At 45.1% G+C, this 15,489-nt stretch carries 16 protein-coding genes and 1 pseudogene; 7 read left to right on the forward strand and 10 right to left on the reverse strand.

Annotation, left to right across the window (positions count from 1 at the left end):
- Window positions 1-76: 76 nt before the first annotated feature.
- On the forward strand, window positions 77-472 hold the full coding sequence (locus ASG85_RS13325) for a VOC family protein (RefSeq protein ID WP_060646658.1): 396 nt from the start codon (window positions 77-79) through the stop codon (window positions 470-472).
- Between the two features lie 191 nt (window positions 473-663).
- Here ASG85_RS13325 and ASG85_RS13330 read toward each other — a convergent pair whose 3' ends face one another.
- Window positions 664-1,815, reverse strand: a complete 1,152-nt coding sequence (locus tag ASG85_RS13330; RefSeq protein ID WP_060646468.1) for a THUMP domain-containing class I SAM-dependent RNA methyltransferase — start codon at window positions 1,813-1,815, stop codon at window positions 664-666.
- Window positions 1,816-1,951: 136 nt separating this feature from the next.
- Between ASG85_RS13330 and ASG85_RS13335 the strand changes: the two genes are divergently transcribed.
- The gene (locus ASG85_RS13335) at window positions 1,952-2,587 is read left to right on the forward strand and encodes an O-methyltransferase (protein WP_060646469.1); all 636 of its coding nucleotides are present in this window, start codon (window positions 1,952-1,954) and stop codon (window positions 2,585-2,587) included.
- A gap of 664 nt (window positions 2,588-3,251) precedes the next feature.
- On the opposite strand, the gene ASG85_RS37830 is transcribed toward ASG85_RS13335, so the two are convergent.
- Both ASG85_RS37830 and ASG85_RS13340 read right to left on the reverse strand, forming a co-directional pair.
- A complete protein-coding gene (locus ASG85_RS37830; protein ID WP_156390248.1) occupies window positions 3,252-3,470 on the reverse strand; it encodes a hypothetical protein in 219 nt (72 codons plus the stop codon).
- Between the two features lie 77 nt (window positions 3,471-3,547).
- Window positions 3,548-4,321 carry a metallophosphoesterase family protein gene (locus tag ASG85_RS13340; RefSeq protein WP_057307007.1) on the reverse strand — a complete coding sequence of 258 codons (774 nt, stop codon included), beginning with the start codon at window positions 4,319-4,321 and terminating at the stop codon, window positions 3,548-3,550.
- A gap of 154 nt (window positions 4,322-4,475) precedes the next feature.
- Between ASG85_RS13340 and ASG85_RS13345 the strand changes: the two genes are divergently transcribed.
- Together ASG85_RS13345 and ASG85_RS13350 are read left to right on the forward strand one after the other, a co-directional pair.
- Complete coding sequence (locus ASG85_RS13345) at window positions 4,476-5,753, forward strand: CapA family protein (RefSeq protein ID WP_060646470.1); 1,278 nt, start codon at window positions 4,476-4,478, stop codon at window positions 5,751-5,753.
- A 17-nt stretch (window positions 5,754-5,770) separates the two neighbouring features.
- A complete protein-coding gene (locus ASG85_RS13350; RefSeq protein ID WP_060646471.1) occupies window positions 5,771-6,397 on the forward strand; it encodes a fumarylacetoacetate hydrolase family protein in 627 nt (208 codons plus the stop codon).
- A gap of 66 nt (window positions 6,398-6,463) precedes the next feature.
- On the opposite strand, the gene ASG85_RS13355 is transcribed toward ASG85_RS13350, so the two are convergent.
- Window positions 6,464-7,651: an HD domain-containing phosphohydrolase gene (locus ASG85_RS13355; RefSeq protein WP_060646472.1), complete on the reverse strand. Its 1,188-nt coding sequence runs from the start codon at window positions 7,649-7,651 to the stop codon at window positions 6,464-6,466.
- Window positions 7,652-7,859: 208 nt separating this feature from the next.
- Here ASG85_RS13355 and ASG85_RS13360 point away from each other — a divergent pair, with 208 nt between their 5' ends.
- Window positions 7,860-8,672: a DUF92 domain-containing protein gene (locus tag ASG85_RS13360; protein WP_057307003.1), complete on the forward strand. Its 813-nt coding sequence runs from the start codon at window positions 7,860-7,862 to the stop codon at window positions 8,670-8,672.
- Window positions 8,673-8,727: 55 nt separating this feature from the next.
- On the opposite strand, the gene ASG85_RS13365 is transcribed toward ASG85_RS13360, so the two are convergent.
- The 5 genes and pseudogenes from ASG85_RS13365 to ASG85_RS13385 all read right to left on the reverse strand — a co-directional run bounded on the left by ASG85_RS13365 (window position 8,728) and on the right by ASG85_RS13385 (window position 12,723).
- Window positions 8,728-9,045, reverse strand: a complete 318-nt coding sequence (locus tag ASG85_RS13365) for a lipopolysaccharide assembly LapA domain-containing protein (protein WP_060646473.1) — start codon at window positions 9,043-9,045, stop codon at window positions 8,728-8,730.
- Window positions 9,046-9,110: 65 nt separating this feature from the next.
- Window positions 9,111-10,901, reverse strand: coding sequence for an oligoendopeptidase F (gene pepF, locus ASG85_RS13370; RefSeq protein WP_057307001.1), 1,791 nt, complete (start codon window positions 10,899-10,901; stop codon window positions 9,111-9,113).
- Window positions 10,902-11,149: 248 nt separating this feature from the next.
- The gene (locus ASG85_RS13375) at window positions 11,150-11,332 is read right to left on the reverse strand and encodes a hypothetical protein (protein ID WP_057307000.1); all 183 of its coding nucleotides are present in this window, start codon (window positions 11,330-11,332) and stop codon (window positions 11,150-11,152) included.
- 283 nt (window positions 11,333-11,615) lie between these two features.
- Window positions 11,616-12,257, reverse strand: a pseudogene (locus tag ASG85_RS13380) (TerC family protein); the annotation flags it as partial.
- 274 nt (window positions 12,258-12,531) lie between these two features.
- Complete coding sequence (locus ASG85_RS13385) at window positions 12,532-12,723, reverse strand: hypothetical protein (RefSeq protein WP_235550130.1); 192 nt, start codon at window positions 12,721-12,723, stop codon at window positions 12,532-12,534.
- A 254-nt stretch (window positions 12,724-12,977) separates the two neighbouring features.
- Between ASG85_RS13385 and ASG85_RS13390 the strand changes: the two genes are divergently transcribed.
- Both ASG85_RS13390 and ASG85_RS13395 read left to right on the forward strand, forming a co-directional pair.
- Window positions 12,978-13,694: a methyltransferase domain-containing protein gene (locus ASG85_RS13390; protein ID WP_060646474.1), complete on the forward strand. Its 717-nt coding sequence runs from the start codon at window positions 12,978-12,980 to the stop codon at window positions 13,692-13,694.
- A 127-nt stretch (window positions 13,695-13,821) separates the two neighbouring features.
- The gene (locus ASG85_RS13395; protein WP_028556542.1) at window positions 13,822-14,019 is read left to right on the forward strand and encodes a cold shock domain-containing protein; all 198 of its coding nucleotides are present in this window, start codon (window positions 13,822-13,824) and stop codon (window positions 14,017-14,019) included.
- Window positions 14,020-14,112: 93 nt separating this feature from the next.
- Here the strand turns inward: ASG85_RS13395 and ASG85_RS13400 are convergent, their stop codons facing one another.
- The gene (locus ASG85_RS13400) at window positions 14,113-15,438 is read right to left on the reverse strand and encodes a GntP family permease (protein ID WP_057306997.1); all 1,326 of its coding nucleotides are present in this window, start codon (window positions 15,436-15,438) and stop codon (window positions 14,113-14,115) included.
- Window positions 15,439-15,489: the final 51 nt, after the last annotated feature.

A 15,489-nucleotide genomic window follows, 5' to 3' on the forward strand; every position in this document is an offset into this window, starting at 1 on the left:
AATGAATGAAACGGACCGCAGGACGGGGAGTTCCCCGAATGCGGTTTTTCACGAAATGGGGACAGGGGGGAATGGAGTGGAGTTAGCACAAATTCATCATGTGGCAATTATTAGCTCAAATTATGAGCGATCCAAACACTTCTATGTCGATTTACTTGGATTAACGGTCATACACGAAACGTATCGTGCCGAACGTGACTCCTATAAGTTGGATTTGCGCATCGGTCAGACCGAACAGCAGATCGAGTTGTTTTCATTTCCGAACCCTCCGCTGCGAGTTAACCAGCCTGAGGCAAGGGGTCTTAGGCATTTGGCTTTTGTCGTTCTGAATATGGACGAAAGCATTAAAGAACTTGAAAGCAAGGGGATTGCGGTAGAACCGGTACGGGTTGATCCCATTACTGGTGACCGCTATACTTTCTTTGCAGATCCGGATGGACTGCCCTTGGAGTTGGTGGAACATGCAAAATGATCGCGAAGAAAGGACAGAACAGGAGCCGAAGCTGCGGTTTGCCAAGGGCTGCCTATGGAGTATTCTTGTGTCCATTCCCATATGGGCGTTATTGATTTGGTTTTTGTTTATAAAATAAAATCCCTCATTAGCTTGGTCTGACCGCTGCATGCTTGCAGTTAGGTCGGATGAGCGGATGAGGGATTTTTATTTTATTTGTCTGATTGTCTGCGCGGAGGTAATGGTCCAAGATACTGGAACAGGTTACACTCGATCCGTCCATTAAATAGTTTGCGCTTCTTATCCGCGCGGCGGTTCATATAGTGCTCGAGCTGTGTGCTCGGGCTTAGGATGAACATGCTCCATGAAGGCATGGGAGCGGTGAGTGCTCCGAGCTGGCGCAGTGCCACCTCTACATCTTGCGCTTCACCAAGCCGCTCTCCATAGGGAGGGTTGGTGATCAAGCAGCCATAGTCGCCGCGCGGGCGGGCTTTGGCTACTGGTTCCACGAGCAGCTTGAACTGCTTCGTCAAGCCAGCGGCCTTCGCTGCAGCCTCTGCCACTTCGATGGCAGAGGGATCAATGTCACTGCCGATGATGTTCAGCGGAACATCATCTTTAACCGCGTCGAAGGCCTCGTCGCGAGCCTTGTCCCACAGCTTGCGGGGGATATTGCCCCACGCCTCGCTAGGGAAGCTGCGCCGCAGTCCTGGCGCGATATTCCATCCGATCATAGCAGCCTCGATCGGAATCGTTCCAGACCCGCAGAACGGGTCGTAGAGCGGTCTGTCGACCTTCCAGCGGCTCAGGAGGATCATCGCAGCCGCCATGGTCTCCTTGAGCGGAGCTTCGGTCACGAGCTTGCGGTAACCGCGCTTATGCAGGCTGGCGCCGGTCGTATCGATCGTTAGCGTTGCGATATCGTTCAGGAGTGCGACTTCGATCACGTAGCGTGCCCCGTTCTCAGGGAACCACTCCGTTCCGTAGCGAAGCTTCAGCTTCTCCACGACGGCTTTCTTCACGATGCCTTGGCAAGCGGGAACGCTAGATAATTGTGACTTATGGGAACGCCCTTCCACAGGGAATTCGGCATCGTTCGGAATCCAGTCCGGCCAAGCAAGCGCTTTGGTACCTTCGAAAAGCTCATCGAAAGTGAGGGCCTTAAATTGGCCCATGTGTACCAAGATGCGATCGGCGGTTCTGAGCCAAAGATTGGTGCGGCAGATGGCCAGCTCGTCGCCAAGAAAGCGGACACGCCCATTCTCGACAGTGACTTCGTTATAGCCAAGATCACGGATTTCGCGAGCAACGACGGCCTCAAGTCCCATTGGGCAAGTTGCGATTAATTCAATTTGTTGTGGCATGTTTAGATTCCTTCCATCCGGGTTGTGCATCGCTCATAAAACTCATACAATTAACAAGTATAGGACAAATAGGTTACACTTACAAACGAAACAACGCAAAGTGGATGCTTTGATGCTTTTCTAAGGAGGATAAAACATGGAAACCATAACAGCTGAGAGCTATATGGAGGGTTTATACGAAGAAGATACAGTTCTAAAGCGGGTTAAGGAAGTCATACGCACCCAGAATATGCCCGAAATATCGATTGCACCTGGGTACGGCAGATTGCTTACTATGCTGGTCACGATGATTGGCGCAACGAAGGTATTGGAAATAGGTGCTTTGGGCGGTTATAGCGGGATTTGTTTGGCGAGAGGCTTAAGAGAAGGCGGCAAGCTGATTTCCCTCGAGTTAAAACAAGAATTTGCTGATGTAGCCAAGCAAAATGTGACCGAAGCGGGCCTTGGCCAGCTCGTTGAGTACCGGATTGGCGAAGCACTCATTCATCTGAATGAGCTTCTGGAGCAGGGAGAGCGGTTTGATTTCTTTTTTATCGACGCGGACAAGGTGAATTATCCGAATTATTTGGAGCTGGCAATTAAACTGGCAAACCCTGGAGCCATTATTGCAGGGGATAACACGCTAATGCGAGGAAAAGTCGTCGACGCGAACCAAACCAAAGCCTCGGTTCAGGCGATGCGTACTTTTAACCAGCTGATCGCTACGGATCCGCGTTTGGAAAGTACCATCCTCCCAGCCTATGATGGCTTGGCTTTAGCACGAGTGAAGTAACACGGAGACTGTCGATTGATTCATTATGCCTCCTCAATGTGGTAGGCATAACTCTAAAATTAGATTTTAGAGTTATTTCGTGAGGGTAGATGGGGCTATAGAGGTTACCATTGTTGTATTTTCTACAACAATTCACACGCTTCAAGGCTATTTTGCAACTTGAAGTTGCAGTTTGTACAACATTTCGAGCTCATTTGTTGCGAAATGGCCTGTATAGGACCAAATTGTTGTACATGATGCAACAACGAAGGGAGTACGGCGAGATTTAGGCAGCAATTGTTGTACTTTCTACAACATCATTCAATCGCGAATATTAATTCATTCATTCGGAACCTCAAAGAGAGCATATATGACGGTGGATTTCGATTTAAGACATATCCATGTAGATTTGACGCACGGCGTATAATCTCTAGAACTTCTCTTTGTACGCAATAAGGGCTGTCCCAAAAGTGCTCGTTTGCTCGAGCATGTCCGAAATTTAAACAAAAGCACCTCCAATTCCACTACTAAAGTGGGAGATGGAGGTGCTTTTTACATATGAAGCTGATTCTAAGTGGGGGCTCAAAAATCATAAATTGACTTCTGGGACAGCTCCTCTTCATTGACATATAAAAATGATATATTTTGTGGTTTGAGGTAATCGAAGCTAATCCCTTATTTAACTTTAAGATGCTTTCTGATTTGATATATGGAAGTTAGACTCGCTTAATTTGCCAGGAGTAATTGGTTTTATTTGCGTTAACGGAGGCACCGATTGTGATGTGGTACTAGGGTGAGTGACTTCTTGCTTCTTGAAAGAAATAGCACTGATGCCGTTCCAATAGATAAATAATAACTCTGCACATACGACGATCAAAACAATTTTACGCCAGTTCAGCCTCATGGATGGCATCCTCACTTTCAATGATACGCCTATATTATCATATTGTGGAAGAAATTCCCATGATTATTTCTCACTCTTCATTTATGAACCAGTCCTGTAGTAATCTCTAGTTCATATCGTTGACTTTCCGGCATTTGCGCGTCGTAAGCCAAGCGAACAGCACGTTCAATATCATAAGGAACGCGTACGAATTGAATCGCAAATCCAGCTTGCACATTGTCGTCGGTTTCCCCTTCCAAAACGCAGTAGCAGGCTTGCGGTATGCCGTCATAGGGCGTTCCTACACTACCAACATTGAAGAGCATCAGACCGCTGCTTGCGTGCTTCACAGAGCGTTTCTCCGATGGGTTTTTGATCGTTATAAGATAGGGAATATGAATGTCTCCGTAGCCGACGATATCAGGCTGTTTCCCATCCGGCGACGCACCTGTCAGCTCCGTATTTTGAAACATTGCAAGACGTTCTTGCTTAGATGCTTTACGTTTCACTCTATGATAGACACTTTGCGCAGAAGCGTGGAACAGTCGGAACAATTTGCCGCTTACATTCAAATCAACGGAGAAAGGCAGCTGTTCCAGATAAGCAAGCCTATCCTCACCAAGCTGGTGCTGATGCCACAATCCGGCAGGCTGTTCCTGTGGAAGGGTAATCCCCAAATCCCAGTTTCCTTGAACAACGGATTCACATACCTCCTTGATACGGTCAACGACAGCAGCCGAATCAGGCCCTTTACCTACTAGGTCGCCCAAACATATAATGCGTTTAATGCCTCGGCGTTCAATATCTAAAAGCACAGCTTCCAGTGCGGGCAAATTACCATGAATATCCGATATGATTGCGATTTTCTCCAACGTTTTCGTTCCCTTTCTCTGATAAACTCAAATGAACTTAATTATGTTTCAGTTATACCACAAGGATTATGAATCTGAAAATGAGAGTCTCTTACTATTACCCAATGAGGGTTTCTTCTGCTATAATTTGTAGGGGGAAAGGGGAATGTTTTGATTGGAATCCAGACAAGATCGTCACCGTAAACCGAAAAAAGAACGCTCTACGAACAAGAAGACCCCGCTTAAGGTAATTGGGGGACTCACGCTTGCCGCAGCAGCCTGTTTTGCTATTGGCATAGGCGCTTCCTATTGGACATCGAACAGTAAATCAGCAGAAGAGCAAGATTCAGCATCTTCACCAGTGGCTAGTGTTTCGCCTGTTCCAACCAAACCAACGAATACAGCGAGCACAGTTAGTGCGGAGCCGAGCGCGAAGCCTAGCCCAGAGTCTACGGCAAAAGCCGTTATCCCGACTCCTCCTCCTAGCGCTTCGAGTGAGCCCACGAGCAGTGGCGGGCAAGTGAAGTTAACTTTTGTGGGTGATGTGTTGATGGCCTCCAAAGTGGAAGATATTTTAAAGCAAAAAGGCTATGATTACCCTTATACGAATGTAAAAGACTTTCTGAGCAAGCCCGATTATACGATTGCTAATTTAGAAACACCTATAACAACTAGAGGTACAGTTCAAAATAAGGATTACGTCTATCGTTCTTCACCGATGGCGTTGCCTGCCCTGAAAGCTTCTGGGATTGATCTCGTTAATCTAGCGAATAACCACGTGATGGATTATGGGACAGAAGGTTTGCTGGACACGATGGATGCCCTTGATCAAGAGGGCGTTAAGCGAGTTGGAGCGGGCAAAGATTTGGAAGAAGCTTACCAACCAGTCATCGTGGAAAAAGCGGGGGTGAAGATTGCCTTCTTCGGCTTCAGCCGTGTCGTTCCAGAGGCTTCATGGAAAGCAGGTCCTGGCCATGCCGGCGTAGCTGAAACGTATAGCTACAAGCTGCCGGTCGAAGCCATTCAGAAAGCAAAAGAAAGTGCTGATCTGGTCGTTGTCGTTACCCATTGGGGAGTGGAAAGAAGCGATAATCCGGATAAGAATCAGAAAGACCTGGCCCATCGCTACATCGATGCCGGCGCTGATCTCATCGTAGGCGGTCATCCACATGTTTTACAAGGCTTCGAGCAATATAAAGGCAAATGGATTGCTTATAGTCTAGGTAATTTCATTTTTACTACGAATGATACCCCGAAGACATGGGAGACAGTTATTTTAGAGGCTGCGTGTTCAAAAGATAAAAAATGCGATATCCACCTTGTGCCAATTTTGACCAAAGCAGCACTGCCGACTCCGATGAGTACGGAAGATGGCGCAAAGCTCTTCCAGCGTTTGAGTAAAATCTCAATAGGCGCTCAAGTGGACGCCCAAGGCAATGTTAGCAAGAAATAAGATGAGGAGCAATCAACATGACAGAAGCTGTTCGCAATATTTACTGTGTAGGTCGCAACTACCGGGCACATGCCGCTGAACTGGGGAATGATGTTCCCGATCAACCCATGATTTTTACCAAGCCGACACATGCACTTGCCCCAATGAATGGGGGAGAATTGATACTTCCTGGTGATCAAGGTGAGATTCACTATGAAGCCGAGCTTGTCCTACATATCGCAAAGCCTTATACAGAAGGTATCCAAGTGGATGAAATTGTCGACAAGTATGCACTTGGCATTGACTTCACACTTCGGGATGTTCAGAACGTCATTAAGAAGAAGGGTCAGCCATGGCTGCCTGCCAAAGGCTTTCTGAATTCAGCGCCAATCAGTTCATTCCGACCATTTCCAGGAGCTTCAAAGCTGGCAGAATCGAACTTTCAGCTTCGCCAGAATGGACAAGTTGTGCAGAACGGCAACATCAGTAATATGATCTTCGATCTACAAACCATTATTGATTACATTGCAAAGCATTATGGTTTAGGTGCTGGTGATATCATCTACACAGGTACTCCTGAAGGGGTAGGTCCTGTACATCAAGGTGATCGCTTGGAACTTTTATGGGGTGAAGAAGGATTCGGAGCCGTTACGATTAACATGTAACAGATCAAAGGGCAGTCTCTTAAGGTCATTAGCGACCTGAGAGAACTGCCCTTTATTTTTCCTTGATTAAACTTCTGTTGGATCCTCTAAAGCAGCATCTGAATATTGATCACGAACTCGAAGGATGGCTGGCAATTGCTGAAAAAAAGCATCCACCACTTTGGGGTCAAAATGCTCGCCCTGCTCCTCTTTAAACAAAGTCAAAATGCGATCGAGCTCCCAAGCTTTTTTGTAAACACGCTCACTACCGAGTGCATCGAATACGTCAGCAATCGCTGTAATTCGGCCATAGATGTGAATGTCCTCGCCCTTGATTCCGCGTGGGTATCCGCGTCCGTTCCATTTCTCATGATGCTCATAAGCGACAACTGCGGCCGTCTTCAGAATATGGCGATTGGAGTTCTTGAGCAAATTATAGCCAATTCGTGTATGGTTCTGCATCAATTTGAATTCTTCATCTGTTAATTTCCCTGGTTTGTTTAAGATACTATCAGGGATAGCCACCTTACCGATATCATGCATGGGAGAAGCCATTTTCAATAATTCAGCTTCTTCTTGACTCATACCTAAGCCTAAGGCTAAGAGATAAGAATATTCCGCTACTCGCTTTACATGATTTCCTGTCTCTTTGGACCTGCTCTCACCAATTTCCCCCATTCGAAAAATAATTTCCTTCTGCGTTTCCTCGATCTCGTTCGTAAGCAAAGCAGATTCTAATGACTTACCCGCGTAGGAGGAAGCTAACGTTAAATATTCCATGTCTTTATCAGAAAATTGCTCACTTGCCGTCAGCTTATTAATGGCTTGGTAAGCACCCATAATTTCACCTTGGCTGTTTCGGAATGGAATAACCAAGAGCGCTTTGGTGCGATAACCCGTTTGTTGGTCCGTTCGAAGGGCCCCATTCAAGAGATAGGATTTATACTCTTCATTCGTATAAGCGTCATGAATAAATACAGCTTTATCATTCGTTACAGCATAGCCGACAAGACCAGCGGTACTAGGAATGCGAATTTCGTCAAGACCATGAGCTACTTTGGACCATAACTCATTTTTGTTCGTATCAAGTAACCAAACTGTACAGCGATCTGAGACAATCATCTCTCGTCCCATGTCGGCCATCAGCATAAGTACGTTGTCTAGGATTCGTTCGTTCGCAATTTTGGCTGCATAGTCAAAAATAACACGCAGCATTTCTTGAGGATCCAGGTCTTTTTTTAACTGGGACGTTTTATCGAATTGATCGTTCTCCATGTCAGCCTCCTAACATTCACCGAACTAAGTTTATCATAAATTTCATAGAAATTGGTTGCATCTTGTCGAGTTAACCAAAAATTCAGATGAATTTGTCAAACATGACGAAAGGATTGTAAACGTATGACCTCGAATACGACTATGATACAATAAGAGAGATTTTTGAACGGTTTATAAAGGGTATGGAAGAAGAATAGGAGTGCTGCATGTGGAGTGGATTTGGGGTTTAGCGGGTAGCTTAATCATCGCAGGTGCAGCCTATTGGAAGGGATCCTTATCCTTATCGGGTTTGATTGCTGCTGTGCTGCTCGGTACATCGATGTTTGCGCTGGGAAGCTTAGCTTGGTTTGGGACACTTATTGCCTTCTTCGTATCTTCTACCTTATTATCTAAACTCAAGCATCAACGCAAATCCGCAGCAGAAAGCGGTTATGCCAAAGGTGGAAGGCGAGATGCCGGACAAGTTGCTGCAAATGGTGGTCTTGGTTTATTGCTATGTATAGGGAATGCGGTTTGGCCCGATCCAGCTTGGTGGATTGTATTTGTAGGGGTTATGGCAACGGTCAATGCAGACACTTGGGCTACGGAAATAGGCGGAATGAGTGTATCTGCACCGCGTTCAATTATTAACGGCAAGCGTGTTCCGGCTGGTACATCGGGCGGTGTAACGGGATTAGGACTATTAGCTTCATTGCTGGGAGGAGCATTCATTGGTCTGGTTAGTGGGTGGTTCAGTCAGATAGGCGACTCCGGATATCAGGTAGGAACACTTGCAGCGCTAATCATACTAGGTGCTGTTTCTGGCTTGCTTGGTTCTTTGGCTGATTCTTGGCTCGGGGCGACGTTTCAAGTGATGTATCGGTGTAATGTTTGCGGGAAAACCATTGAGAAACAGTTTCATTGCGACCAAAAAGCCACACAGATTCGCGGTATGAGCTGGATGACAAATGATAAGGTCAATGCCGTATCCTCGCTAGTCGGAGGCATTATGTGTTTAGTAATAAGTATTTTGATATTTTAAAATAACTACAAAGCAACCCTGCTGCAATCTGTGCAGTAGGGTTGTTTTTGTATGCTTAATGAACCGTTGAACCGCTGGGTTCGGTTTGGTCTTTATCATGCGCCGGCTGCGGGGGAGCTGGAGGGAACAAGGCATCCTGAAGCTGCTTTTCCAAATGCCGAACTTTACGCTGCAGCTTATACTGACGTACCATTCCGAAGAGGCCGACAATCAGACCGCCTAACAAGGTGGATGTTAAAATGACAAGGATCAAGGGTGTGGATGTCTGAGCAAACATGAAATTTACTTGAACCGGTTCGACGTTAATGACGGCAAAGATAGCCGTTATGAGAGCGAATATTAAAGCAGATATGAGAATCCATTGCATCTTCATCCATCATTCATCCTTTCACCTGAGAAAAGGTTGGAGGCGTACGCCTCCAACCTTTATCAGAACAATTACTTCGTTAACTCTTCCATTTGATCAAGTAGGGAGCTGAATACACTCATCGCTTGCTTGATTGGTTCCGGTGTGGACATGTCTACGCCGGCTTTTTTCAAGATATTCAGCGAGTAGTCGCTGCCGCCGCTTTTTAAGAAGCCCAAATAACGGTCTACGGCTGGCTGGCCTTCATCCAGAATTTGTTTCGCAAAGCTGGTTGCTGCCGAGAAGCCCGTTGCATATTTGTACACATAGAAACTGTTGTAGAAGTGAGGAATTCGAGCCCATTCCATCTCGATATCCTGATCCACGACCATGGCATTCCCGTGATACAGTTTATTCAAGCCATAGTAGATTTCGCTGAATTCCTGCGGTGTCAGGGAATCTCCACTTTCTGATCTTTCATGCGTAATCATTTCGAATTCGGCAAACATCGTCTGACGGAATACTGTTGTCCGGAACTGATCCGCGTAGTAAGTAAGCAGATATAGTTTTTCTTTCGGATCCGTTACGCGTTTCAATAAATAGTCCATGAGCAGTGCCTCATTAAGCGTAGAAGCGACTTCTGCAAGGAAAATCGTATACTGCGCATAGCGGTACTCTTGGTTCTCATCAGACAAATACGAATGAATGGCGTGACCCATTTCGTGTGTCAATGTGAACATACTGTTCAAGTTGTCCTTATGATTCAGAAGCACGTAAGGATGTGTGCCATAAGCACCCCAGCTATAAGCGCCGTTCCGCTTATTTTTGTTCTCATATACATCAATCCAGTGGTTATCAAAGCCGTCTTGAAGAATTTTTAAGTAGTTTTCACCCAATGGGGCTAAGCTTTTCTTGATTTCTTCTTTGGCTTGCTGGTAGGTGATGTCCATCTTGAACTCTTCAACCAGCGGGGCAAAAAGGTCGTACATATGTAATTCATCGACTTTAAGCAGCTTCTTGCGTAGCTTCAGATAACGCTGCAGCTGCGGCAAAGAATCGTGAATCGTGGAAATTAAGTTCGTATACACTTCTTTCTTGATATTGTCCCCAAACAGGGTTGATTCAAGAACGGAAGGGTAGTGACGAGCCTTAGCATAGAAGATATTCTTGTTAATATTCGCGCTAAGCGTTGCGCCGATTGTATTTTTATTGTTGCGATAAGTTTCGTAGACAGCATGGAAGGCGTTTTTTCGAACTTCGGCGTTGCGGCTCTCTAGGAATTGAATGTAGCTCCCATGAGTAAGTTCGACTTCTTCGCCTTTTTCGTTCTTAATTTTTGGGAATTTCAAGTCGGCATTGTTGAGCATACCGAAGATGGTGCTCGGCGCTCCGGCCATGTTACCCGCTTGAGCAAGCAGGGCTTCTTGATCCTTGGATAGCGTATGCGGCTTCTGGCGAATCATTTCTTCGAGTGTGTCCTTGTAGAAAGATAAAGAAGGATCTTCCACCAGCTGCTTAAGCTTTTCATCCGATAAACTAAGAATTTCTGGTGAAACAAAGGAGAGTGCTTCTCCTACTTCGACACTAATTTTTTTTGCTTTATCAGATAAGGCCTGGTAGGTTGGTTCTGCTGTATCTTCATGGTGCTTCATGTTGGCATAAACATACAGTCTTTCTGTTTTCACAGAGACTTCATCTTCCAACTGGAAACACTGCTTTACCGTAGCGGGATCGCTTAGTTTTCCTTGGAAGGCGCTGATTTTGCCAAGCGAGTTTTTCACATTCTGAAATTCCTGTTCCCAAGCCTTCTGATCGGCAAATAAATCCTCTAGATTCCATCGGTGCTCGGCCGGTACTTGCTTGCGTTCCAATATTTGAGTCATCGGAGCCCTCCTGTCCTTGTTTTGAGATTGGGGTAATCGGTTATCTTTGGCATGTAATTCGGCTGCTGGGATCGAGCTTAGAAGAAGTCCCATTGCCGCAGTCACATAGATCCAGCGCATTACGGTCACGCTCCCGGCGTATTCCCACATGGGATGTGCTTGATAAAATCCCATAACATGGTTTTCACCTAGTATGACCGTTAACCCATTCATTTATGATTATATGAAAAAGCTGGAAGGAAGTAAATTTACTTTCCGGCTCCAAAGAAGCTAATTAAGATGAGTACAAACGATAACGAGACCATGACAATCGCCAGCAAGGCTAGGTAGCGTTTCATTTGTGCCGGAAGGCTGTCTTTTTTCATAATCAAAATGATGGCTAGGCAGAAGGATACGAGTACAAATGTAATAATTGATCCGGAATTGTTCATTGTTGAATCATCCTTATCCCTATAGAGTATGACGCTTGCTAACTAACGCATGATAGTAACTTTCGCTGTGCGAATCAAAACTCCTTTTTCAGCCAGCATGCTGCATCGTTTCATCCGGATTTTCATCATCCTCCGCTTTGACCAGTATGAACTTGCCGCGAGAATCCATTTTGACGGTAAAACGATCTTCAGCAGCAATCTGTGCTTCATCGCTTAATTCCTTAGGAAGTGTAAGCTGACCGCTGTCCCCAACTTCGACCTGGTAACCAATCATTTTCGACCATTTGCCTGCTGCAAGAACAACTACGATGAGTAAACCAATGAACAGCCATTTGCCAAGCGGATTTGAGTTGAAGTAAGGGGCAAGGAACTTCTCGCCAGTAATCATTTTACCAGCTGTTAATACGAGAACTCCTGCACCGATGTATAGGATCGACGGATACTTCTCAATCCATTTGATGAACAGCGTACTGCCCCAAACAACAATAGGCACACTTACCAGAAGCCCTATAATGACGAGTATGAAGTTACCGTGAGCAGCGCCAGCTACAGCGATGACATTATCGAGACCCATCACGGCATCAGCCACGATAATCGTTCGAATGGCAGCCCAGATGCCGTCTTTGGCCTTAATGTCTCCGTGATTCTTCTTTTCACTAAGCAGTTTATACGAAATCCAGAGGAGTAGAATACCGCCAGCCAGTAGAAGACCAGGAATTTTCAGAAGAGTAACCACAGCCATTGTAGCTAGAGCACGAATGACGATGGCGCCAATCGTACCCAGGAGGATGACTTGTTTTTGTGTTTCTTTTTTCAAATTACGAGCAGCCATACCGATAACGATCGCGTTATCTCCCGCAAGTACCAGATCAATGAGAATAATGCTGAGCAGTGAGACGAAGAAACCTGTTGATAACCAATCCATGAGCGAACACTCCCTTTAGCCGATTTTTGAAAAAAATAGAGCCTAGCACCGATGACCGGTGAAGGCTCTAATTCATCAAAAAAGACCTTCACCAATAAACATGGCAAAGGTCTTGCTAACAACGATTGTCGTTGCCAATAAAGCCGGGACCTGATGAGGATCCGAATTGACGACTTTACTGTATCAGCTACTCCCCTTTGGAGTAAAACGTATGAACTTATAAGTTAATTATAAGAAGGGTGGATGTGAAAGTCAAGGCATTTGGACCAAAGAATTAAACTTCCTTGAAAGCATCCATGATGGCTTGCCATTCTTCATCTGTGCCTTCGAATTTGTCTTTGGCAAACCGCTCGTTAGCCCAGTGTAGCATAGCTGGTCGTCCGATGAAGGTGTGGCACTCTTCGCCCCATTGATCGGTTATTTCAGTTAGTACGATTTTACTGCCTTGTACTTCGACATTCAGCATGTTCCATTTATCTTTTTTGTAAATAACATGTTTCTTAAAAGGTTGATTTGACACTTGTTTTCCTCGTTTCTGCATTGAGCTCAAAGATATAAGTAATCGTACCACAAAAAGAGGCGATTTCCAAACAAGCCGCTGTCAATTTCTTGTTGCCTCCAATCACGGTCCCATGATAAAATCCTCCTAATCCTTTCCATAGGGAATGGGTTATGAGGCAGTTAGGCAAGGCCAAAGAGTCGAGCAGAGGAGAGATGAGCATGGAACAAAAGCGTGTTTATGAGCAAGTAGGGGTTGCGATGACCTCAAGATCGTACGCAGAATATGAGAAAATGTTTATGTTGCAATCGGATAATTTAATGGGTAAGCGAGTCTTAGATGTTGCCGGCGGTGCATCCTCGTTTACGGCAGAAACGCGGCAGCTAGGTATATTGTCAGAAGCGGTTGATCCTTTGTATGAGAAATCTGCTGAGGCGATCGCTGAGCATGGTTTGCAAGAGATTGAGATTGTTGCAGCCAAAATGGAAAAATTAGTAGATGTGTATGATTGGACGTATTATGGTTCTGTTGACAAACACAAAGCTGGAAGAGTCAAAGGCCTCAAGCAGTTTTTAAATGATTTTTCGAGTAAGGATGCGGCCTCTAGATATCATGCTGCTTGTCTTCCTTCACTTCCATTAGCAGAAGCGAGCTTTGACCTTGTTTTATGCAGTCATTTTCTCTTTCTATATGAAGAACAATTCGACTACGCTTTTCATCGGGCAGCTGTTAAGGAACTGCTTCGTGTCTGTAAGCTTGGCGGCGAGTTGCGTATTTATCCGTTATTAAATTTTCGGCAAGCCGAATATAGTAAGCTATCAGAATTAATTAATGAGCTCACAAATGAAGGATATTTGGTCCAAAAAAGGGAAGCCGGTCTGCCTTTTTTGCCGAATTCTCATCAATATTTATGCATATTTAAACACCCCTCTGCATAGTGGAAAACGTTGGTACATCAACAAATATTAGCTTATCCACACCGTTTTTTTCGTTGATTTATCACCTTGATAATGGTATAATTTCCTTATTCGTCATAGATGGCGATATTTTTAGGAGGTTGTTCATTTGAAGGGTACAGTTAAATGGTTTAACGCAGAAAAAGGCTACGGTTTCATTTCTGTTGATGGAGGCGACGATGTATTCGTTCACTTCTCCGCAATTCAGGGCGAAGGATTCAAAACATTAGAAGAAGGCCAATCCGTTGAGTTTGATATTACTCAAGGCAACCGTGGTCCTCAAGCAGCTAACGTCACCAAATTATAAGAAACTGGGACTTCCCACTTATAAATAGAGTGTCATAGCACAAACAACAAAAGACAGTTCCCGTATCTCTCGGGGCTGTCTTTTTTGCGTTAATTATACGAACATATCGACGATAAGCACGGTTCCAAAGGCAATAAACGAGAGCAGTGTCTCGAGTACCGTCCATGTTTTAAACGTTTCTTTGACTGTTAACCCGAGATATTCTTTGACCATCCAGAAGCCGGCGTCATTGACGTGAGAGAGCATGAGCGACCCAGCGCCCGTGGCGATTACGAGAAGCTCCAAATTCACGCCTGACATGTGCTCAACAATCGGCGAAACGATACCAGCCGCAGTCGTTAATGCGACGGTTGCCGAACCTGTTGCGACTCGGATTAATCCAGCAACCATGAAAGCTAGAACAATAGGAGAAAGGGAGATATTCTCGGCCATCTGAGCAATGGATGTACCGACGCCGCTCGCGATAAGGATCTGTTTAAACCCGCCGCCAGCACCGATAATTAAAATAATCGAACCTACAGGTAATAGGCATTCATGGGATAGCTTGCTGATATAGTTTTTATTCATTCCTTGGCGGATGCCTAAGAAGTAGAAGGCAGCAAAACATGAGATTAGAAGCGCAATAACCGAATTCCCAATGAAGACTAGGAATTTCATAAATCCGACTGGCAGTGATAGATAGGGTGCAACAACCGACAAGACCATCAATAAGACAGGCAATAAAATAATGAAAAACGAAATGCCGGCTCCTGGCAGTTTCTCAGGCTCTGTGCTTGCGCTGAGCAGCACGGGTTCATTCTCTGGAATTACACGTTTATGAACCCATTTAGCAAACAAAGGACCTGCAATGACCGCAGCTGGGATCGCAATGATGAGAGAGTAGATTAATACTTTTCCGATATCAGCTTTATAGATGCCGATGGCCGTCATAGCACCAGGATGCGGTGGTACAAGACCGTGGACAATAGATAATCCGGCGATGACAGGCAGGCCGATTAACAAAATATTTTGTTTCGTTGATTTGTGAATGGAAATAACCAAAGGCAGCAGCATGACAATCCCTACATCAAAAAATACAGGGATCCCTATAATAAAACCGGAGAGCAGCATGGCCCAAGGCAATCTTTTTTCACCAAAAACTCGTATAAAGAAATTGGCGACTTGTGTGCCTGCGCCTGAATCTGACATCATTTTCCCCAAAATCGTACCTAGCGCCAATATGCCAACTAAATGGCCTAAAACGTTTCCAACTCCGGTTTCATAGGCACCCACGATTTTATCCATGGATAACCCAGCCATAATCGCTAAGAACAAACTGGCAACGGTTAAACTAATAAACGCATGCCATTTCCACCAGGCTACTCCTAAAATAACAATCACAATCGCTAATAATGTAACCATTAATAGATACATATTCATATATAATCCCTCTTCTCATGGTGTAGTAAGCGCTATCAATGTATAGACGAG

The sequence above is a fragment of the Paenibacillus sp. Soil724D2 genome (assembly GCF_001427935.1).
GTDB lineage: Bacteria > Bacillota > Bacilli > Paenibacillales > NBRC-103111 > Paenibacillus_E.